Source organism: Paraglaciecola sp. MB-3u-78, from assembly GCF_002835935.1.
Classification (GTDB): domain Bacteria; phylum Pseudomonadota; class Gammaproteobacteria; order Enterobacterales; family Alteromonadaceae; genus Paraglaciecola.
The window spans coordinates 103,402-126,069 of the sequence record NZ_PJCF01000008.1 but is presented as its reverse complement, the minus strand read 5'-3'; the positions used below and the strand labels follow the sequence as shown (position 1 = coordinate 126,069).

At 41.2% G+C, this 22,668-nt stretch carries 17 protein-coding genes; 14 read left to right on the top strand and 3 right to left on the bottom strand.

What is annotated here, in order from left to right; all coding sequences use genetic code 11:
- Window positions 1-51 precede the first annotated feature (51 nt).
- Together CXF95_RS20390 and CXF95_RS20385 are read left to right on the top strand one after the other, a co-directional pair.
- Window positions 52-1,554, top strand: a complete 1,503-nt coding sequence (locus CXF95_RS20390) for an ATP-binding protein (protein WP_101200412.1) — start codon at window positions 52-54, stop codon at window positions 1,552-1,554.
- A complete protein-coding gene (locus tag CXF95_RS20385) occupies window positions 1,547-2,224 on the top strand; it encodes a response regulator (RefSeq protein ID WP_101200411.1) in 678 nt (225 codons plus the stop codon). The genes CXF95_RS20390 and CXF95_RS20385 overlap by 8 nt, the downstream gene beginning before the upstream one ends.
- Before the next feature lie 106 nt (window positions 2,225-2,330).
- On the opposite strand, the gene ppx is transcribed toward CXF95_RS20385, so the two are convergent.
- From ppx to CXF95_RS20370, 3 genes are all read right to left on the bottom strand, one after another.
- A complete protein-coding gene (ppx, locus tag CXF95_RS20380) occupies window positions 2,331-3,872 on the bottom strand; it encodes an exopolyphosphatase (protein WP_101200410.1) in 1,542 nt (513 codons plus the stop codon).
- A complete protein-coding gene (gene ppk1, locus CXF95_RS20375) occupies window positions 3,859-5,946 on the bottom strand; it encodes a polyphosphate kinase 1 (protein WP_101200409.1) in 2,088 nt (695 codons plus the stop codon). The genes ppx and ppk1 overlap by 14 nt, the downstream gene beginning before the upstream one ends.
- 76 nt (window positions 5,947-6,022) lie before the next feature.
- Window positions 6,023-6,526, bottom strand: coding sequence for a glycine cleavage system protein R (locus CXF95_RS20370; RefSeq protein ID WP_101200408.1), 504 nt, complete (start codon window positions 6,524-6,526; stop codon window positions 6,023-6,025).
- Between the two features lie 297 nt (window positions 6,527-6,823).
- On the opposite strand from CXF95_RS20370, the gene CXF95_RS20365 reads away from it, so the two are divergent.
- The 12 genes from CXF95_RS20365 to CXF95_RS20310 all read left to right on the top strand — a co-directional run bounded on the left by CXF95_RS20365 (window position 6,824) and on the right by CXF95_RS20310 (window position 22,593).
- Complete coding sequence (locus tag CXF95_RS20365; RefSeq protein WP_101200407.1) at window positions 6,824-7,501, top strand: TIGR00153 family protein; 678 nt, start codon at window positions 6,824-6,826, stop codon at window positions 7,499-7,501.
- 10 nt (window positions 7,502-7,511) lie between these two features.
- Window positions 7,512-8,780, top strand: a complete 1,269-nt coding sequence (locus CXF95_RS20360) for an inorganic phosphate transporter (protein ID WP_101200406.1) — start codon at window positions 7,512-7,514, stop codon at window positions 8,778-8,780.
- A gap of 371 nt (window positions 8,781-9,151) precedes the next feature.
- Complete coding sequence (locus CXF95_RS20355) at window positions 9,152-10,204, top strand: OprO/OprP family phosphate-selective porin (protein ID WP_101200405.1); 1,053 nt, start codon at window positions 9,152-9,154, stop codon at window positions 10,202-10,204.
- Window positions 10,205-10,492: 288 nt separating this feature from the next.
- The gene (locus CXF95_RS20350) at window positions 10,493-13,297 is read left to right on the top strand and encodes a hypothetical protein (protein WP_101200404.1); all 2,805 of its coding nucleotides are present in this window, start codon (window positions 10,493-10,495) and stop codon (window positions 13,295-13,297) included.
- A gap of 162 nt (window positions 13,298-13,459) precedes the next feature.
- Window positions 13,460-16,132 (top strand): TonB-dependent receptor domain-containing protein, encoded by a 2,673-nt coding sequence (locus CXF95_RS20345; RefSeq protein WP_101200403.1) that lies wholly within the window; start codon window positions 13,460-13,462, stop codon window positions 16,130-16,132.
- Between the two features lie 326 nt (window positions 16,133-16,458).
- Window positions 16,459-17,226: a DUF3450 domain-containing protein gene (locus CXF95_RS20340; protein ID WP_101200402.1), complete on the top strand. Its 768-nt coding sequence runs from the start codon at window positions 16,459-16,461 to the stop codon at window positions 17,224-17,226.
- Window positions 17,227-17,248: 22 nt separating this feature from the next.
- Window positions 17,249-18,628 carry a MotA/TolQ/ExbB proton channel family protein gene (locus tag CXF95_RS20335; RefSeq protein WP_101200499.1) on the top strand — a complete coding sequence of 460 codons (1,380 nt, stop codon included), beginning with the start codon at window positions 17,249-17,251 and terminating at the stop codon, window positions 18,626-18,628.
- 6 nt (window positions 18,629-18,634) lie between these two features.
- The gene (locus CXF95_RS20330; protein ID WP_101200401.1) at window positions 18,635-19,159 is read left to right on the top strand and encodes a MotA/TolQ/ExbB proton channel family protein; all 525 of its coding nucleotides are present in this window, start codon (window positions 18,635-18,637) and stop codon (window positions 19,157-19,159) included.
- Window positions 19,160-19,220: 61 nt separating this feature from the next.
- Window positions 19,221-19,628 (top strand): biopolymer transporter ExbD, encoded by a 408-nt coding sequence (locus CXF95_RS20325; protein WP_101200400.1) that lies wholly within the window; start codon window positions 19,221-19,223, stop codon window positions 19,626-19,628.
- A 39-nt stretch (window positions 19,629-19,667) separates the two neighbouring features.
- Entirely contained in the window at window positions 19,668-20,255 is a 588-nt protein-coding gene (locus CXF95_RS20320; protein ID WP_198556658.1) for an energy transducer TonB, read from the top strand.
- A 1-nt stretch (window position 20,256) separates the two neighbouring features.
- The gene (locus tag CXF95_RS20315; RefSeq protein ID WP_101200399.1) at window positions 20,257-21,579 is read left to right on the top strand and encodes a lipopolysaccharide assembly protein LapB; all 1,323 of its coding nucleotides are present in this window, start codon (window positions 20,257-20,259) and stop codon (window positions 21,577-21,579) included.
- 102 nt (window positions 21,580-21,681) lie between these two features.
- On the top strand, window positions 21,682-22,593 hold the full coding sequence (locus tag CXF95_RS20310) for a hydrogen peroxide-inducible genes activator (RefSeq protein ID WP_101200398.1): 912 nt from the start codon (window positions 21,682-21,684) through the stop codon (window positions 22,591-22,593).
- Window positions 22,594-22,668 lie beyond the last annotated feature (75 nt).

Here is a 22,668-nt window from a genome sequence, read left to right as displayed (position 1 = left end):
ATAGATAAGGCTGAAATATAGCAGCTTTCATGTTGGAGATTTCGCCGCGGTATGCGTATACAAAATAAACTCATCACTATTTTTTTCCTCACTAGTGTGGTGTTAGTGGTTACTCAAGTGCTTGTCATGCAATGGAGCATTGGCAAAGGCATGATCGATTACGTGAATGAGCGCGAGCTTAAAGCGCTCAGTGGTGTCGCCTCTTCATTGGCCGAACTCTATCAAAAAGAAGGGTCTTGGCAAAACATTAGTAAAAACCATAGAGGTTTCAAGAAAATTATCGATAGGGGCTTAGTTGATTCAGAATTTAGTCCAGCACAAGGGAACCGACCGCCTAGCCGACCCAGAGGACCGCGCCCAGATATGGGGCAAAATCAACCTCAGAGTAACGGTCATCCAATACGTGAACAAGGTCTACCCAATGGCCCCCCACATAGCAGAGGTGGTCCACCTGCGTTCGAAGTTAGTTATGCTTTACTAGACGTTGATAAAACGTTGATAGCGGGCCTATACTCTGCGGATTTAAGCTTTAGTTACATTGATATCCTTGATGAGAAACAAATAATAGGCTTTTTAGCTGTATCTAAACGTGATCAGTTAACCGCCGGTTATGAATTGAATTTTGTTAAAGAACAACAACGATATATTTTGTTGATTGCCCTGGGATTGGTGCTGGTCGCCATGCTAATTGCGATGCCTTTGGCCGCACATTTTGTCAAACCAATCAAACTTTTGACGGCGGCAATGAGTAAACTTACCTTTGGCGATTATCAGCAACGTATTGATTTAAAAAGAAAAGATGAATTTGCTCAATTAACCCGTGATTTTAACGAACTGGCTGCCACCTTAGAGCAGAATGAACAAGCTAGAAAACGTTGGTTAGCCGATATTTCCCATGAACTGCGCACACCCGTTGCCATACTTAAAGGGGAAATGGAAGCTATGCTGGATGGTGTAAGGCCTTTAACGTTAGAGCGTATCCAGTCTTTGAGTGAAGAGATTGCACAACTCGAACAATTGTTAGATGACTTACACGAACTGACCAGAAATGATTTAGGTACTATGCATTATCGTAAAGATTATGTGGATCTTATTACCTTATTATCTGAAGAAGCTGAGCACTATCACACCTTGTTACTTGAAAATGGTATTGAGGTGAAATTTGTTGCTTTACCTGATAAAGCAATCGTATTTGCTGACATAAAACGGTTAAGGCAATTGTTGGGTAATATAATTACCAATGGTATCAAATATGCCAGTGAAGGGGATACGTTAAAAATAACCGTAGAGCTGTCACAGGATACCAAGGAATTTCATCTTCGAATCGAAGACAATGGTTTAGGTGTCGAGAAAGACGACCTGCCTCATTTGTTTGAATATCTTTTTCGTGTAGAAGACTCTAGAAATAGAGACACGGGGGGCAGTGGGCTAGGTTTGTCTATTTGTAAAAAAATTATTGAGGGCCATCATGGTCAAATCAGTGCGTTTGCATCGGATTTAGGTGGTTTAGGAATTTTAATTATCTTACCAAAGGAATACCCCTTAGATGACTAAAAAATCACATGTTTTAATTGTTGAGGATGAGAAAAAACTCGCTTCATTACTGGCTGATTATTTGGCTATGTCTGAATATGAAACTAGCTGCCTACATGATGGTTTAGGGGTTGAGCCTTGGCTTTGTGAGCACCATACCGATGTTATTTTGCTGGATCTTATGTTGCCTAGTAAAAATGGAATTGAAATTTGCAAGTCGATTCGTCAGACAAGCCAAGTTCCTATTATTATGGTCACTGCTAAGGTGGAAGAGATTGATAGGTTACTGGGTTTAGAAATCGGTGCTGATGACTATATTTGTAAACCTTTTAGCCCCAAAGAAGTGGTGGCTAGAGTCAAAGCACTTTTACGACGCTCCAAAACGGCAAGTTCATCCGCTGACATTTCTTTGCCTTTTATTCTTGATGCCGACAGGATGGTTATGGCTATAGAGCAGCAAGCCATAGCGTTAACTTCAGTGGAGTTTCAAATGTTATCTCTGCTCAGTTCTGAGCCAGACAGGATCTTCTCCCGTGACCAGTTGATGAACTCATGTTACACCGATCACCGTATTGTCAGTGATCGTACTATCGACAGCCATATCAAAAAACTCAGAAAGAAAATGGCAGTGATTGGTAATGAAAACTGGATACAGTCTGTTTATGGCGTAGGTTACAAGTTGGTTGTGTGAAATGAGACGAGTTTGAGTTAGCCTCTTCCCCCCAACCAACCCTGTTGCACTGTGACTAATTCGAGCTAATGTTGTTTAGGTAACATTTGCATATAAAATGTAACGTTTATTTGTAACTCAAGGTTATCCCTAGCTCTTGAATATAGTGACTCTCACGTTCAATATCCGCCCCAAATACCGGTTTTTGCTCAAGCCATTCATCAGGAAATTGTAGGTGCAATGTATCTCCATCTGCTTTGAGTACAATCTTGGGTAAAATATCGTCTTGACGTTTGATATTGAGCAGCACCCCCAAGCGTAATAACGCAATAAGCTTATACACTTGCTCTTGAGCTAAAAGGGTGAATTCAGGTATTTCTGCTACTTTGATTTTTTTACGGTAAAACCTAGTTAATATAGCCAGTAAGTTTTGTTGTTCCTGTCCAAATCCGGGTAATTCGATATTTTGCAATATATAACCTGAATGGCGCTGAATGCCACGGGTATTAATTTGTAAACCCACCTCATGTAACAAGGCAGACCAAGCCAACATGTTTTTTAGTTCTTCATTGTCGATTTTCCAAGCTTTTTTACACTGCTGATGCAGCTCCATGGTAGTGGCAAGCACCCGTTTCGCTTGTTCTACGTCAACGTCATAACGGGTGGCTAGGCTCTCAGCGCTGCGCTGCCTGATGTCAGGATGGGTTAAATGAGCTTCCATTTCATATAACACACCTTCACGTAGGGCATCTTGAGAATATTCCATTTCCTGAATATCCAAACTTTTAAACGCAGCAATTAATATAGCCAAACCCGCTGCAAATACTGGACGGCGATCATCAGTCAGACCTTGAATCTGTAAATCTTTGCTATTGCCAGCCGCACAGCATAAATCCATCAATGTGAGCAAGTCAGTCAAGCACACATGATTTTCTCTATTGGTACTATCAAGTTGAGCTGCTAGCTCGATTATAATTTTGATAGTGCCTGATGTACCAATACAAGTATTCCAGCCTAGCTGTTTGTATTTTTTATCGATCATCTCCAATTCTTGTTGAGCACTGGTAATGGCCCGGTTAAAGGCTTTTTGTTTAAGTTCACCTTGTTTAAAAAAACGATTGGTATAACTCACACAACCCATTTGTAGACTGCGTAATACTCTAGTCTCAAACCCCTCACCAATAATAAATTCGGTTGAACCACCACCAATATCCACTACCAAGCGCTGGCCTTCTTGATGATTAGTGTGGGCGACGCCCTGATAAATAAGCCGCGCTTCTTCTGCTCCAGAGATGATCTCAATTGGAAAAGGAAAGACCTTTTTAGCGGCTCTTAAAAACTCTTTTGCATTACTCGCTTTTCGCAACGCATGGGTGGCAACCACTCTTACAGATTGCGGTTCAAAACCTTGAAGGCTCTCTGCTATCACTTCTAATGTATCTAAGCCACGCTGCATGGCTTCTTCAGATAAAGCTCCGTCTGTACCTAAACCATCTCCTAAGCGCACTTTTTGCTTAACCCTGTGAAGTATCTGAACTGAGCCTGCCACAATCCGTGCAACCACTAGGTGAAAACTATTCGATCCAATGTCTAACGCAGCGACTTTAATCGAGTCTCTTATTTCTACGTTATCGAAGGTTGAATCAAGTACAGTATTAGCGCGCGACATTTTTGTCCTTTTCTAGTGCTTTTAAATAACGATAAATTTCAGTTTGAGAGCGCAGGTTTTTACGATTGCCTCTAGTGACGTAATGGTTGGTTTGCTGTTTGTCTATTACACGGGCTTTAAGTGTGTCATTAAATTGTATCTGCAATATATCCATTATTCTGCGTTTTAAATCTTCGTCATAGATAGGACACCCCACTTCAATCCTAAAATCCATGTTGCGGGTCATCCAATCGGCAGAAGAAATAAACATTTTTGTGTCTCCTGCATTTTCGAACACCATCACTCTTGGGTGTTCTAAAAAGCGGTCAACAACGCTGATGACACTAATATTCTCGCTTAATCCTTTTACCCCAGGGACTAATGAACACATACCACGGATAATAGCAGTGATTATGACCCCAGCTTGACTGGCTTTGTATAAATCATCAATCAGTAACTTATCATCTAAGTTGTTTATTTTTAATGTTATTTTAGCATTCAGGCCTTCATTAGCGTTTTGTATTTCTTGGCGCACTAAGGCTTGAATTTTGGTTCGCGCATTGAGTGGCGACACTTGTAAATGCTGAAATTTTTGTCTTCTGTAGGGCTGCTGAATAAATGTAAAAACAGCTTCGGCTTCATTAGCGAGTTCTTGATTACGGGTAAATAAACTAAAGTCCGTGTAAATCTTTGCCGTTTTTTCGTTGAAATTGCCGGTGCCAAAATGAGCGTAGTTTATTAATTGCCCTTTTTCTTCGCGAGTGACGACACACAATTTGCTATGAATTTTCAACGCGTGCATACCAAAGACCACTTGCACACCGGCATCGGTCATTTTCTTTGACCATTGGATGTTTGCTTCTTCATCAAACCTAGCGCGCAGCTCAACCACAACAGTGACTTTTTTGCCATTATCTACCGCATCAATTAATGAACTGATGACTCTTGATTGACTAGCTACTCGATATATATTCAAGCGAATGTGTTTCACACTGGGATCAAAAGCAGCTTGGCGAATAAATTCAGTCACATGTAAAAAACGGTGATAGGGATAATGCAGCAGGATATCTTTAGCGGTAATCGCATCAAATACGGTGTCGTATTCAGAAAAATCTTTAGATGTAAGAGCGGGTAGCTCTTGGTTTTCTAAATAATCACGGCCCACATTTGGAAATCCAATAAAATCTTTAAAGTTTCGATAAGGGCCACTGGAAATAAGGCTGTCGTAGGAAGAAATTTTTAAGCGTTTTTTTAAATCTTTAAGCATTTCGCTAGGCATTCTGCTGTCGTGCACTACGCGAACCGGCTCTGCAATCAACCTTTGTTTCATGCTTTCTGACATTTTATCTACATAACTTTCATCTATTTCATCATTGAGAGAATATTCAGAATCCCGGGTCATTTTAAAAGAGAATGCCTCAAGAGAATCAAACTCAATAAACCCCTTAAAAATACTCTCCAAATTCAAGCGAATAATGTCATCTAATAAAATGATGTATTTCTTTTTGCGGCTTTTTTCTGGTGGTATCACCACAAAGCGTGACATGTTCTGGCTCGGCACTTCAATCGTTGCATAAGCAATGGCTTTATCATCTTTGTGAACACCGACATAAAGGTAAGTAGCAAAGTCATTTAATCGGGAGACCAACTTAACTTTTTTGTTGAGTAATACAGGAGCGATATGCCGTAAAATTTTATTTTTGAAATAATTACTTAACCACTGAGTGTGGTAGTCGTTGAGATCTCCTTCGCCGAGTAAAAATATATTGTATCGGGCTAAACCTTTTACTACGTTGGAATGAATGCGGTCAAAATCTTTGGTCATACCCAAGACTTTTTCCTGAATTTTTTCCATCAATAATTTGGTTTGTTCAGCCTCTTCAAGTTCTCCTTCGTTTAAGTGGATATATATTTTACGTTTAACATCCGCCACTCGAACGCGATAAAATTCATCCATGTTGTTTGAATAAATACCAAGGAATCGTATACGTTCAATGATGGGGTTGTTTACATCGGTTGCTTCTTGTAATACTCGTTGATTAAAGGAAAGCCAGCTTAGTTCTTTAGGATAATAAATGTTTTGGGTATTAGGCATACTTCGCTCTTAACATATTTAACGTTATCAATCGTCTAGTGCAATTATGACAATTTGATGACAGCAGCCATTTAGTTTACTGGATTTCAATATCTACCACTAAATCGTTTGCTACGCTTTCTAAGCTGTCTCGTAACGTTTCTAGATCAAAATCAGCTGCAACCGTAATGGTGGCTTTAGCTTTGAATAAAACACCACCCCAATTAGGTGCACTTTCGAGGAATGAATCAAATTTGACTATGTTCAGGTTAAATTGACTTAATATCTGCGTTATCTCTTGCACAATACCGGTTTTGTCGTTGCCCATAATATCGATCTGCACACTTTGATGTTCCCCTTGAGGCTCAGTCACTCCCGGTAACAAGTGTATTTTTAGATCTGGATGTTCTGATAAACGTTCGATGAGTGTCTGGTGTTTTTCTAGGGGCAAGTCGACTTGTACAAATCCAGCAAAATGTCCCGCCATGTGTGAAAAGTTACTGGCTAACCAGTTGCCTTCCATGTCATAAACAGTTTTGGCTAAATCACTGATCAATCCTGGTTTGTCGATTCCAACTAAAGTAAATATTATGGGTTTCATAAAAGTGTCACATTTTTGTAATAAAGTGAGAATATAGAAAGCCTGATGCTCTCTTAACCTGATGCTCTATTAAGTAGCCTAATACATTCTTAATTAGATGTAAGGTATTATTTAACAGTAAAGTAACGAAATACAGGTTATGTTGGGTGCTTTGAAAATATAAAGTTTTCTTTGTAATTAAAATGCCACATTTAATTGTTACAATTAATGTGATTATAAAATTGATATTTAAATTTCGGGTGTCGACTCCCCAAAGTAGTCTATCGTTAACCATGTTTTAAATTGAAGAGAAAAGTTATGCCATTAAATACCTTTTTGGGGGTGTTTGCAAAATCACCGCTTAAGCCCCTAGAAGATCACATCAATGTTGTACATAAATGCAGTCAAGGGTTATTGCCCTTCTTTAAAGCTGTGTATGCCCAAGATTGGAAAACTGCACAAGAACATCAGAAAGCCATTTCGATGTTAGAAAAAGAAGCAGATGAAATAAAACGTGAACTGCGAATTAATTTACCTATGGGTATTTTTATGCCAATTCAACGTCAAGATGTGTTGGATTTACTGACTCAACAAGACAAAATTGCGAATAAGGCAAAAGATATATCAGGGCGTATGTTAGGTCGTCAATTGGCAATTCCTTCAGAGCTTCACGAGTCCTTTTTGGAATATTTGAAGCGTTGTTTAGATGCGACTAATCAAGCGAAAAAAGTAATTAACGAACTTGATGACCTTTTAGAAACAGGTTTTAGAGGCCGCGAAGTACGTGTAGTTGAAAACATGATCGAACGATTAGATGAGATCGAAGACGATACTGATAAATTACAAATTAGTCTGCGAAGAGGATTGCTAGCACTTGAAAAAGATCTCAATCCCGTAGACGTGATGTTTTTATATAGCATTATTGATTGGGTCGGCGAGTTGGCCGATATTTCCGAACGAGTCGGTTCTCGCCTCGAATTGATGTTAGCCAACTAAGAGATTTACAATGGATATTATTAACAATTACGGTTTTATTTTAATCGTAGTCGCCGCTGCGGTTGGATTTTTAATGGCATGGGGCATTGGTGCAAATGACGTAGCCAATGCTATGGGCACATCGGTTGGCTCAAAAGCACTGACAATTAAGCAAGCCATTTTTATTGCGATGATATTTGAGTTTGCAGGCGCTTATTTGGCTGGTGGTGAAGTCACATCAACTATCCGTAAAGGTATTATTGACTCGGCATTTTTCATCAATACACCAGAATTATTAGTTTTTGGTATGATATCAGCGCTCTTTGCTGCAGGTATTTGGTTAGCGTTTGCCTCTTATCTTGGATGGCCGGTATCGACTACTCACTCTATTATTGGTGCGATAGTTGGCTTTGCCGCCGTAGGTGTCAGCCCAGATGCCGTAGAATGGACTAAAGTTGGAGGAATAGTAGGTAGTTGGGTTATTACGCCGGCTATATCCGGTTTTATTGCCTATATGATTTTCCAATCTGCGCAAAAACTCATTTTTGATACTGACAATCCTTTTGAAAGTGCCAAACGTTATGTGCCTTTTTATATGGCCCTTGCCGGTTTTGTTATGGCTTTGGTGACAATAAAGAAAGGTCTGAAACACGTTGGATTAAATATCCCAACTGATCAAGGTTATTTTATTGCTATCGGTATAGCCGTGCTCGTTGGTATCGCAGGAAGGCTGTATATTCGACGTATAAAAATCGATCCAACGACTAAAAAAGAAGCACAATTTGCTAATGTTGAAAAAGTATTTGCGGTGCTTATGATAGTGACTGCATGTTGTATGGCTTTTGCTCATGGTTCAAATGATGTGGCCAACGCTATCGGTCCTTTGGCTGCGGTAGTGAGTATTGTAGAAAGCGGAGGCGTAATTGGCGCAACATCCTCGTTAGCGTGGTGGATTTTACCTCTTGGGGGCATCGGTATTGTTGCGGGTTTGGCATTGTTTGGCCATCGAGTGATTAAAACCATAGGTAATGGCATTACTCACCTTACACCCAGTCGCGGCTTTGCCGCTGAACTATCCGCTGCTACTACAGTGGTCATAGCTTCTGGTTCTGGATTACCCATTTCAACTACGCAAACGTTAGTCGGCGCTGTCTTAGGTGTAGGTATGGCTAGAGGTATCGCTGCAATTAACTTAGGTGTAGTCAGAAACATTGTGGTTTCTTGGGTGATAACACTACCGGCAGGTGCGGGGTTGTCGATAATATTCTTCTTTATGATTAAAGGTATTTTTGCTCCATAGACCAACATTCTTTAATTGACTGTCTTGTTCTAAAATAGATTGACAGTGTTTAAGCCAGCTCTTGTAGCTGGCTTTTTCATGTGAAATCTTTAATTCCCATGTAGCTTCTTAAAGCCACTAATTTTCTTGTTTACATAGCGAAAAAATCCTTTCTGGACCCTATTTGATTGCATTATTTCACCTGACCGTTGCTGTTGTGTTGGCGGTTGGTGTGTCATTTAATTTGAATGGCATTTGGTTTTTAAAAATAATTCAATAAAACTTTATTAAAAACCGATAAAAATGCAATAATTCCGCCCTGTCATAAAAGTGTCATCTGTAGCTTATCCAATAAAATGGCAATCGACTACAGCTCTTAATTTTGGAAAACTATGTTAATACGTAATTTGGTTATGTTTTGTGCGCTCCTATTGTTACCTCATGTTCTGTTCGCCGGCGTGGTGACGACCGATGGAGATGATGTAGTCGTCAATATTAAAGGGCCCATTGAAATTAAAACATCTGATGGTCTTTATTCAGCCAAACTGGGTGGGAATATTCAGTGGGATTACAATTATGCTGAGCTAAATGGTGTGGCTGATGAAGATGATTTTAATATTCGCCGAGCGCGTCTGTATCTCTCTGGGAACGTGAAGGATTGGTCCTACAAAGTGCAATTCAATGTAGGTAATGGCAATGGCGGAACCCATGAGGATTTGTATATAAGATACAACGGCTGGGGTAAACAAGCCGTTGTCACTATTGGTAATCAAAAAGAACCCTTCGGTTTGGAACACCTAGAGTCATCAAAAGGTATTAGCTACCTTGAACGCTCTGCCGTTACTGAAGCTTATGTGCCCGGACGTCAAGAAGGCATACTCTTCAGTGGTCAGCGTGGTGATATCACTTATGCCCTTGGGATATTTGAAGACGATGCTGCAAACGATGGAACAGCTGTGACCGGCCGAGTGACTTATGCCCCGATCAATTCTGCTGATCAAGTGCTTCATTTTGGGGTGGCTCATAGTAACCGCGCCGCAAATGTCGAGATCACCGGTCTAGAAGTGGCCTATGGGAAAGGTCCTTATCATATTCAGTCTGAATTTATCTCTTCTGAAGAAAATAACGTAAACCGTGAAGGATTATATGTGCAAGCAGGTTGGATCATCACTGGTGAAACAAGACCCTATAAAAACGGCATTTTTAAGCGCGTGAAACCCGGTAATTCATCTGGTGCTTGGGAGTTGGTTGTTCGCTACGAAGATGGGGATGGCGCATACTCAGACGAGGAACTTGGTTCTACCGATGCGACCTCATACGGTATTGGTGTCAATTATTATCTAAATAATTTTATTCGCATCGGTGCAACTTTTACTGACGCGAAAGATAATATCACTGATGATGATGGCAGTGAATTTCGAGCTCGTTTGCAAATAGCGCTTTAAACGATCTTTAATCTTAACCAAAAATGGATGTCATTAACTCATCCCAGTGAATTCAGTATTCAGTTCTATTAACAGTAAGTTATATCATACCAAAGCCATGAACTTAAGCTGTTTAAGTTCATTCAAATAGGCAGTTCAGTCACTTTTCTTAATTTATCTAGAACTTACCCTGACTCATTATATTAAACTTTTGTGACATCTATCTGATGTAACAAAACTGTCATGCTCCTTCGTTATTCTTCTCGCGTTTTTTAATTCTTATAAAATGATTCGCATTTGGAGCACACGATGGAACTTATGAATATATTTAGAGCTAGTGCAATTACAGCCGCGTTACTTTTGGCCGGTTGTGGCGGAGATATCAATATTAGTGAAGGTGCTATTGATAACAGCGTCACAGATAATAGTACGACCAACAATTCCAGCGGCGATGGTGTCACTGGTGAAACGCCTGTTGTAGCCGATGACCGCCCAGGTGAAGCCAGTTCTTTTTTATCTTCTCAGGTTTCTACTGCTCTTGGTAAAACCGTAGACGTTCGCTCAATATCAGGCAGGCTTGTTGCAACTGATGCAGACGCGAGTGGCAATATCACATTGACGAACGATACCGTGTGGGCGCTTGAAGGGGCCGTGTTTGTTGGTAATGATAATGCCGACTCAATTAATTTAGTGATTGAGCCAGGAACAATAGTCTTTGGCCGCAGTGGTAGTGATTATCTTGTTGTGAGTCGAGGTTCTGATATCGAAGCAATAGGTACTGCAGCTAAGCCAATCATCATGACTTCTTATAACGATGTGTTAGGTGATGAAGTGGGTGCTGGTCAATGGGGTGGTGTGATTATCTTGGGTAACGCACCTTCTACCAAATGTCCACAAGATGGTACTGATTGTTCGTTGCAAGTTGAAGGTGTTGAGAGTGGTGCTGTGTTTGGTGGAAGTGACAGTACCGACAATTCAGGAACCCTTAACTATGTTGTGATTAAATATGCTGGATTTGAAATTGCACCAGACAATGAGCTTAACGGTATCACCTTTGGTGGTGTAGGTTCAGGCACAACGGTTGATTATGTTCAAATACACGCAAATGCCGATGATGGAGTTGAATTTTTTGGTGGCTCAGTTAATGCTAAACACTTAGTCCTTACCTCTATTCAAGATGATTCTGTAGATTGGGATAATGGCTATAACGGTAAGTTACAGTATGTATATATTGAACATGCTGCAGATGGTTCTGATGCTAACCGTGGTATTGAAGGCGATGGTGATGGCGGTGATGGTTTAGACTTTTCACTTCCAAAGCTTGCTAACATTACGATTGTGGGAAATGATTTCGATACACCTGACGCTGACTCAGAAGGTGTATTGCTGCGTGACCAAACTGGCGCACATATCATGAATATGTTGATCACTGGCTCTGCTGGTATGGGTGAATGTTTAGAAATGGACACCGATGATACTGTTCAAGGTAACCTTACCGATGCCGACATCACAATAACTAATTCTGTTATCGCCTGTGCTGAAGCTTTCAATTCGCCTGAAGGAGCGGTTGACCTTGAATCATGGTTTACCACTAGTCAGTCAGGTAACCAGCTTGTAGCTTATGCGGACCGCTCAAATATTGGTTTAAATATAGACGGCACTTTAACATCCCAAAGCACACTACTGACTGCTGGCGGTGATCCTGCTGTTGTTGATGGTTTCTTTGATACCAATACTTTTGTTGGGGCTGTTGCAACGTCTGCTGATGACTGGCGTCAAGGTTGGGCATTTGGTTTTGGTGGTGGTGAAGTGGGGGTTGTGACGTCTGTTTCTGGTTGCCCTGCAGGTACTACTACTATAGCTATGGTTGATGGCGTAACTAATACCTGCCAAGTTTCAGGTCGTATTACATCAGACCTTACTCTTACTGAAGGTAATCACTATGCGCTTTCTGGTGCGGTGTTTGTTGGTGACGACAAGGCTGACAGTGCTACCTTGACTGTTGAGCCTGGCGTGGTTGTGTACGGTAGTTCAGGTAATGATTATTTAGTTGTTAGCCGCGGTTCTAAAATAGAAGCCAATGGTACGGCAGCATCACCTATTACCTTCACTTCTAAGCAACATGTGTCCGGCGGTGTGGTTGATGGACTGGATAACGGTGAAGCTGGCCAATGGGGTGGCTTAGTTTTATTAGGCAATGGTAACTCCACTAAGTGTCCTCAAGATGGTTCCCAGTGTTCTCTACAAGTTGAAGGTGTTCAAGAAGGTGCTGTTTTTGGTGGCACAGACGATACCGACAACTCAGGTACGTTACGTTATGTTCGCGTTATGCACGGCGGATTCGAAATTGCACCTGATAACGAATTAAACGGCATCACATTTGGTGCTGTAGGTTCTGGTACAACAGTCGAATATTTACAAATACACAAAAATGCTGACGATGGTGTAGAGTTCTTCGGTGGTGCTGTCAACGCTAAATACCTTGTGCTAACGGGTATTCAAGATGATTCTGTTGATTGGGATAACGGTTTTAAAGGTAATATGCAGTTTATTTTGGTTAAACACGCTGCGGATAATTCAGATGCAAACCGAGGTATTGAAGGTGATGGTGACGGCGGTGACGGTGCGGCTTTCTCAAACCCTACCGTGGCGAATATGACTATTATTGGTAATACCTTTGATACCGCAGAATCTGACTCTGAAGGTGTGCTATTAAGAGACCAGACTAACGCGCAATTGTATAACTTCGTGGTAACCGGACCTGCTGGAATGGGCGAGTGTTTTGAAGCTGACTTGTCAGATGGCGATACCACCCTTGAAGCAAATATGGATGGCACAAACGACCCTCAACTGGTCTTTGCTAGCTCTGTATTGGCCTGTGGTGAAAACATTAAAAACTCAGGTGATTTTGACCAAGAAGCTTGGTTTACAACGCAATCTGGTACTTCTATTGCAGCTACTCAAAGTGCGGTACTCAACGGGGTTTACACCATCGATACCACTGCTCCTACTGATGTCACAACCTTAGGTACGTTCTTCTCTAGTGTCGATTTTATTGGTGCCGTTAAAGATGCGGATAATGACTGGACTGCCAACTGGACGGTTGGCCTTTAATGTGATTGTAGAGTGAGAAAGATAAATCGCTAAGTTCAAAATAAGCATACAAGTGCGTTACTTATAGTAGCGCACTTGCTTTTCAAATGTTTAGTTTTCAATGAATTATCATCAATGTTCAGTTACATGGCTGCAAAGTAGTTGGCAGCTAATGAGGTTAAAATGAATAAGCCTGAAAATAGGTTCCGAGTCACACCACTCACGCTTGCCGTGCTTGCTTCGTTAACCCTGTCGCAAATCGTGATAGGACAAGAAGGGCAAGAAAGCCAAGAAAGTCAAAATGAAAACGACGTACTTGATGAGGTTGTGACAACAGGCACACGGTTAAAAGGTACAGCTACGGCTGTTATAGAGGAACGAAAAAATCAGGCATTTGTAGCCGATATATTAGGCGCCGAACAAATATCCAGAACAGGTGACAGTGATGCGGCATCAGCACTACGTCGTGTCACCGGTTTGACTCTGGTTGATGGCAAGTTTATTTACGTACGAGGCTTAGGTGAGAGATACTCGAGCACTCAGTTAAATGGGGCGGCAGTTCCTAGTCCTGATCCAACCCGTAATGTTATTCCATTGGATTTATTCCCTTCAGACATTATCGAAAGTTTATCTGTTCAAAAAGCATTTTCACCCTCAATGCCTGCATCCTTTGGTGGTGGTAATGTGGATATTCGCCTGAAAACTATTCCAGATAACTTTTTGTTTAATATGTCAGGTAATTTAGGTTACAACACTGAAAATTCAGGGGATGCCTTTTCTTATAATGGCGGTAGCCAGGATTGGCTTGGTCGGGATGATGGCACAAGAGCAGTACCTAACTCGATACAGACTCGTTGGGATAATAAACAATTTTTAGATGATTTAGATGAAGACGTGGCCTTATCTTTATTAAAGGATGTGAATCGAGACTATGATTCTTTCTTGAAAAGTATTGGCCCAGATGTTGGTTTTGGTTTTTCTCTGGGTAATAGTGTTGATCTTACCGATAACTGGCGTATCGGATTTTTATGGACCACCAGTTACGACAACGAAACCACGGTTTCTGAAGAATATGAGTTAGAGCAAGCTGACCGTGTTGGCGATTCGATCAACATAGTGCGGTTTTTTGATGATATCTCAGTCACTGAAACGACTGTGAAATGGTCAAACATGCTGAATTTAGGTGTTGATTTTAATCGAAATCATCGTATCGATTATAGTTTGATTTTACTCAGCGATACCAGTGATGAAATCAGTGAAAGTTTAGGTAATACAGAAAACTTGAACCTTGCAGAAGGTTTGCGGATCCGCGACATTGATGTGGAATATGAAGAACGAAAAATGTATACCAACCAAATACGCGGTATGCATACTTTCCCGTTACTTAACTTTGCCGGACTGGACTGGAAGTATTCCTTAGGCCGCTCGCTTCGATACGCCCCTGGAAATGTCGAATCGCGTTTTGTGTTAGCTGATGCCAATGAAGATGGTTTTTTTGATACTCAAAATGAAAGTTCATTGAACAACTCTACAACTGCTGCTCGTTATACGTTTCAAAATCTACATGACCGCTTAGAAAACTATGGATATAACATTACCTATCCTATTTCTGTTAAAGACTGGGAAATAGAAATTAAAGTGGGCGGTGACTTTCTCTCTAAAACACGTTCATCAGAAAGCCGTACCTTTGATATTAATACCCGAGCATTTTCAGACAGCATGGATTTAGTGGGTAGTTCATTCTTTTCTATATTGAGTGATGAGGTATTGGCAGACCCTAGTCGTTTCAATACCACCGCTATCCTTCGTGATACCACCATTGCTGGTGATGATTATGTCGCTGCGCAAAAGGTCGATGCATATTATCTGGAAGCAGATTTATTTTACAAAGGAAAATGGCGTGTTAGCGGCGGTGCTAGATTTGAAGACTTTCGGCAAGTGGTGGCACCCTTTGATCCAAGAACGAATCAAATCGACTTACCAGATGACGCTGATCGCGGCCAACTAGCATTTCAGGAAGATGACTTTTATCCTGCCTTGGCTTTTACTTACATTAAAGATGACTCAATGCAGTTTAGAGCCAGTATAGGCCAAACCGTTGTTCGACCTGATTTGCGTGAAGTGTCGTCATCAACCTTTATTGACCCTCTGACCGGTTTCCCCACTTCTGGTACTCCGGGCATCGATACAACATCAATTTTAAATTACGATTTACGTTGGGAGTGGTATCGCGAAGCGGGTAATAACATTTCTATTGGTTTGTTTTATAAAGATATGGATGCACCAATAGAATCGGTGCAATCACCAGCACAGGATGGCCCTCCACTCATAAAAATTGCGAATGCAGAGACGGGGGAGTTATACGGTTTAGAATTTGAATTTCTTCAGGGCTTAGAATCTTTTGGTGATGGTGTTTGGGAGAGTATATTTTTATCCGGTAACTTGACCATTAGTGATTCAGAGATCACCTTAGACAGGCAAAATATTGTGGATCAAACGGGGTTGTCTGCGGCGGTGACCAATCTAACTCGTCGCTTAACTGGCCATTCTCAATATGTGGCAAATATGCAAGGGGGTTATGATTCAGCCAACGGGGAACATTCCTTATCTGTTGTTTACAATGTATTTGGTGAGCGAATACTGATACCGGGTATAGATGGTTTTGATGATAGTTATGAACAACCCTTCCATTCTTTGGATACGGTTTATAAATATTATCCAAATTTTAATACTACTGTGACCTTTAAAGTGCAAAACCTTTTAGGTGAAAATAAATCCTTAGAATTTGAAGATGTACTGTTGCGTTCTCAAACGAAAGGAACAAAAGTGAGTTTATCTTTAAAATACGATTTTTAGGTTATTCGTATTTTTATCATAGGGTCACTTCAGGTGGCCCTTTTTTTATATTTAATGGTCATGTCTTAATATTAATTTGTAAAAAAATCAGATAAATACTCTTGGTATTAGGTTAGACATTTTTTCCTAAATACAGCCTTAGACCAAGTAAAACAAGGTATTCACGGCTCTTTATAAAAGCTTAAACAAAAGACACATTTTGTCACTATTGTTGTTGTCATTTTAGCGTCATTTATCTGTAATATTTATGTCACATACAGCCCTTATCCTCTGCGCAGTTTTTTAAATAACAGAAATTTCTGTTATCCAATTTTAGGGTTTGAGGTATGACACGACTGACCAAGTTATCTGCAGCGTTTTTAGCCATATTTATGACGGCTGGAAATAGCGTTGCTCAAGAAGAAAAAGCACTTGAGCCTGCAGTTAAAAAAGCAACTGAGATCAATGAGTCGGCAGCAAAATCTCAACAAAAAATCAATAACATCACAGATCAAATTGATAACAAATTACAGCAATTTAAAGCTATCAATAAAGAAACGACTGGTTTGGATGTATACAATGGCCAGTTGCAAAAACAAATTGATAATCAAATGCAAGAAATGGATGACTTAAATGCATCCATTGATGGTGTCAGCATTATCGAACGTCAAATTACCCCGCTTATGATGCGCATGATCACTGGACTTGCACAGTTTGTAGCATTGGACGTGCCTTTTCTTGCACAGGAAAGAAACAATCGTGTCGTTGAGTTACAAGCCATGATGGACAGAGCCGATATTGCCCCATCAGAAAAATTTCGCCGCGTCATGGAAGCTTACCAAGTTGAAATGGACTACGGCCGAACACTCGAAGCTTATAGTGGTTTGCATACTATTGATGGCCAAGAGCGGGATGTGGATTTTTTGCGGGTGGGTCGTACTGCACTGATTTATCAAACCCGTGACGCCAGTTTACAAGGTACATGGAACAAAAATACCCGTGAGTGGGAAGCCTTGTCTTCAAGTTATCGTACTCAAGTAACTAAGGGATTGCGTATGGCGAAGAAGCAACTCGCACCAGACCTTCTAATGCTACCTATAGCGATGACGGATTAAGGGCGTGACAAACATGATCAACATGAAAAATATCCTAAAAAATTTACTATTAATAACCAGTATTGGCTTCGCTTCGAACTTAGTTCTGGCTCAAGAAGATAAAGCGCTTAATTTGGACGCTTTGTTAAAACAACTTGAACAAGGCCAGTTTCAGCAAAACCAACAAAATGTTCAACGTGAGAAAGAGTTTGCCGCCAAACGTTCTGAGCAAGACCAAATGTTACGTCAAGCCAAACAAACTCGTGATGCAGCTTTAGCTACTTCTGAATCAATGGAAACCCAGTTCGAAGAAAACGAGTTTAAATTAGCTGACTTAAATGAAGCCATGAACAAACGTTTAGGTTCGTTAAAAGAGTTGTTTGGGGTATTGCAGCAAGTATCAGGTGATACCAAAAGCAAATTTCAAAACTCGATTATTTCTGCACAAATCCCCGGTCGTGCGGAGTTTTTAGATAACTTAGCCCAATCAATGGGAGCGTCTTCAAAACTGGCTTCTATCGAAGAAATTGAGCGTGTTTGGTTTGAAATGCAGCGCGAAATGACTGAGTCAGGCAAAGTGACTACATTCACGACCGACGTAATTGAAGCCGGTGGCAATAAAGTCAACAAGGAAGTGTTACGTGTTGGCCCCTTTGCTTTGGCTGCAGATGGTAAATACTTAGATTACAACGGCACCACTGGTTCGGTAGCTGAGCTGGTTCGTCAGCCCGCTGGACGTTATGGCGACAGTGCTGCCCAGTTGCAACAATCATCAGGTGCTTTGATTGAGTTTGGTTTAGACCCAACCGGTGGTTCAATTCTTAAATTATTAGTACAAGCCCCAAGCCTCAAAGAACGTGTAGAGCAAGGTGGAACAGTAGGTTACATCATCTTAGTTGTGGGCTTGGTTGGTTTGTTGATTGCAGTCTGGCGTTTTATTGCCTTGTTTATTGAAGGCGCTAAGGTTAACCGTCAACTTAAGTCAGCAACGTTCAAAGACAACAACTCTCTTGGCCGTGTGATGAAAGCTAAAGACGATTACCCAGAAGCGGATACCGAAGCACTAGAACTGCACCTTACAGAAGCGATTTTAGGTGAAGTGCCTAAGTTAGGCCGGTCTCTGAGCATTATTAAAGTGATTTCAGTTGTGGCACCTTTGATGGGACTACTTGGAACCGTTTCGGGCATGATCAACACTTTCCAAGCAATCACTTTGTTTGGTACCGGTGACCCTAAATTGATGGCGGGTGGTATCTCAACTGCATTGGTTACAACTGTATTAGGTTTGGTTGTGGCCATTCCTATGACGCTCCTATACGCCATATTAAATACTCGCAGTAAAAGCATTGTTTATATATTGCAAGAGCAAGCGGCAGGCGTGATTGCCGAGCGTGCTGAAGCCATTAGTCGCGAAAAAGCTTAATTCATCATGATTGAAATTCTGGAAACTATTCGCGATTTTACCGAAACCGGTGGGCAAGTCCTGCTGATTATCGGCGGATTGATTTTTGTTATGTGGTTAATGATTTTAGAGCGTGCCATGTATGTGTTTGTTACCCACAAACAATACAAAAATGCGGTGATTGCCAAGTGGATGGCACGAAAAGAACGTTCATCATGGAATGCCGAGCAAATTCGCCAAGGGATGATTTCTCGGGTGTCGTTAAAACTAAGCACAGGTGTCCCTATTATCCAATCACTGGTGGCGTTATGTCCACTGCTGGGCTTGATGGGAACCGTTACCGGCATGATTGAAGTATTTGATGTCATGGCGATTTCAGGCTCAGGAAACGCACGCTCAATGGCGTCTGGCGTGTCTAAAGCGACTATCCCCACTATGGCAGGCATGGTCGGTGCTTTGTCAGGTGTTTTCGCCTCAACATGGTTGGCAAGAACAGCAAAAAAAGAAAAAGCGAGTCTTGAAGACACGCTTCGAATGGAACGTAAATCCTAGTCGCTCTTTGTGCGTTCAAACTGTATTGGGTGTTCCACGAAACTAATAAATAGAGATTGATATGAAACAGCATTTCCAAAACTTGATGGATGAAGAAGAAGCCACAATCGATATGACACCTATGCTAGACGTCGTATTTATTATGTTGATTTTCTTTATCGTAACAGCCTCTTTTGTCAAAGAAGCGGGTATTGATGTGAATCGCCCAGAAGCCGCCACTGCGGTTAAAAAAGACCGTGCCAATATCTTGGTCGCTATCAGTGAAAAAGGTGAAATTTGGATCAATAAACGCAAAATCGATGTGCGAGCAGTTCAAGCCAACATCGAACGTTTATATGCTGAAAACCCACAAGGTACTGTGGTGATTCAGGCGGATAGAAAAGCCACTACAGACGTCTTGATTAAAGTGATGGATGCATCACGGGCAGCAGGTATTGAAGATGTGTCTATCGCGGCGCAGGAGCCTTAAACCGTTATGCCGCAGACGTTAACAAGAGTGATTGTAGCCATGTTATTGGCGGCAGTTGTCACCTTAGGATTGTTCTTTTTGATGCAGTCGCTCATTCAAAGTGGTGGCAGTGCATTAACTGATGCACCTAAAGGTAGCGTGCTGGATTTTGTGCGAGTCAAAAAAGAAGAAGCGGTTCAAAAGAAAGACAGAAAACCTAAGAAGCCACCTAAGCCAGATCAACCGCCACCCGATATGGCGCCACCAAAAATGGACTCGCCTAGTCCAGAAAGTGCCACAAGTGGTATGGACTTTGGTGCCGATGTGGGTGCTGAACTGTCCCTTGAAGGTGGACTAGCACTGGAGTCGGGTGATGGTGAGTTTTTACCTATAGTGCGTGTATCTGCTGTCTATCCAAGAAGGGCATTACAGCGTGGTATTGAAGGTTTTGTAGATGTTGAATTTACCGTGTCCAAGTTAGGTTCGGTAACCAATCCTAAGGTGATACAAGCATCACCTGCAGGTATTTTTGATCAAGCGGCATTGGATGCCACTTTAAAATATAAATATAAACCGCGCGTCGTAAATGGCGAACCCATGGAAGTATCTGGGGTGGAAGTGCGGGTTAAATTTGAACTTGGGGGCTAAAATGTCGATGAATAAATTAATATTTAAATTAGTTGCACCGGTCTTGATGACGGGTGTTTTGGTGTCTGGTTTGCAAGTGAGTGTTGTTAACGCACAAGAAGTAGAAGTTGAGCGTCAAACCAAACGTGTGCCCACTTTGCGTTCTAAAGTTTACGACCAATTATCTCGTGCGCAAAGTTTAGCTGACGGGGGTAGTCAAGCAGAAGCTTTTGATGTTTTAGATAATGTAAAGTCTAAAGCCAGTTCAATGAACAGCTATGAACTTGCCATGATGTATAATTTTTATGCTTTTATTCATTACGAAGCTGAAAATTACGACCAAGCGATTGCCGCGTTTGAAAACGTAGTACAACAGCAGCCCATTCCAGAAACCTTTGAACAAGCCACGTTGTTTAGTCTGGCTCAATTACACATGATGCGTGGCAACTACGACAAAACGATTGCAAAAATCGAGCAATGGGAGGCCATTCAAAAGAATCTGTATCCATCTAAAGAGATCCCTGCTAAAAATTTGGTATTAAAAGCCCAAGCTATGTATCAAAAGCAAGATTATGTAGCGGCATCTAAGTACATCAACGCGGCGGTTCTACAAATTGAAAGCAACGACTTAGGTTTCCAGGTAGACGAGCAGTGGTATGTATTACAAAGAGCGGTCTATTTTGAACTGAAACAGCCTGAAAACGTTAAAAATGTATTGCTTAAGTTAGTTAAAAAGTTTGAAGCGCCTAAATATTGGTTACAACTTGCAGGTATGTATGGCGAGCTTGAGCAAGAAGAAAAGCAATTGGCTGTCATGGAAATTGCTGAGCAAAAAAGTTTTATCGCCACCGGCTCAGATATGTTCAATTTGGCACAACTTTATTATTATCACCAAATGCCATACAAAGCTGCCGCCATTATGCAAAAAGCGATGGATGCCGATAAGTTACCTGAAGATGAGCGTAACTTAACGTTTTTAGCTCAGTCTTGGAATTCTGCTAAAGAAACTGAAAAAGCGATCCCTGTTATGTTAGCGGCGGCTGAATTATCTGACACCGGTGAGTTGTATGCTCAGCTGGGTCAAATGTACCTAAACTTGGACAAATGGAAACAAGCGATTGGCGTTTCACAACAAGCTCTTGAAAAAGGCGGTTTGCGTAATGAAGGTATGTCGCATCTGGTAATTGGTCTAGCGCAATTTAATGTTGGCGAATACAACGAGGCTTTAAACCAGCTTGCCAAGGCGCAAGAATACGATAGTAGCCGCGGAATGGCGCAGCAATGGTCAAAATTTGTTGAAGGCGAAAGAAAACAAGTTGCTACTTATGCTTCTGTGGGTAGTTAATAGTCAGTCTCAACTTTCTAATAAAGCGCCTTGATGGCGCTTTTTTTATCAGTAAATATAATCTATTATGATGATACTAATCGTTTTTATAGATGAATTTTCATGAAATGGCCCAACCTCAAGCACCTTCATTATTTGGTGGTATTACATCAAGAGCAACACTTCAATAGAGCCGCACAGCATTGTCATGTCAGCCAATCTACACTCAGCACTGCCATTCAGAATCTTGAGGAGCAGTTTGGCTCTCAGTTGTTAGAGCGGGATCATAAGACCTTTGTGTTTACCTCTTTCGGCTTAGAATTAGTTGAACGTAGTAAGGCCTTATTAACAGATGCCCACGAATTGGTGGATTTCGCCCAAAGTGCGGGAAATTGGCAAGCAGGTAAACTCAAAATTGGAGTTATTCCTACTATTGCGCCTTTTATCTTTGAAGGCTTGATTGGCAACGTTAAGCAACATCTCCCCGACATCTCCCTACAGCTGCAAGAAGACACTACGGCTAACCTGTTGACTCAGTTAAATGAAGGCGGCTTAGATTTACTTATTTTAGCTCTACCGATGGATACCCCCGGTTGTAAACAATTGGTGCTAGGCCATGATCCCTTTCATTTAATCGCCCATAGTGATTTAGTCGAAACCTTACCTGTGCCGCTAGACGTATCGGCTTTGCCTAAACAGAGTGTTTTTTTGTTGCAGCAAGAGCATTGTATGACAGGGCATGCAGTCAGTGCCTGTGGTTTACAGCATAAGGAGCAAGTGAGTTCATTGGCCGCTAGTAGTTTGTATACTTTAGTACAGCTTGCCAATAGCAAGCTGGGTTTCACTTTTATACCTGAGTTGGCTATTCAAAATCATATTTTAAGCACTAAGTCTTTAGTTTCAATGCCTGCTGAGGATATGGCTTATCGTGAAATCGGTATGGTGTGGCGTAGCGGCACAACCCGAGTCAGATTGTTTCGTTATTTGGCTGAATTAGTTGCTCCCTTAACTCCCATTCCTACTTTGACTCGTTAATTCCAAAATAATTTTCAAAAGAATTCTCTAGAAAGTAAACTTTTTTACTTTGTCCCTCGACTTTAATTAGGAAAG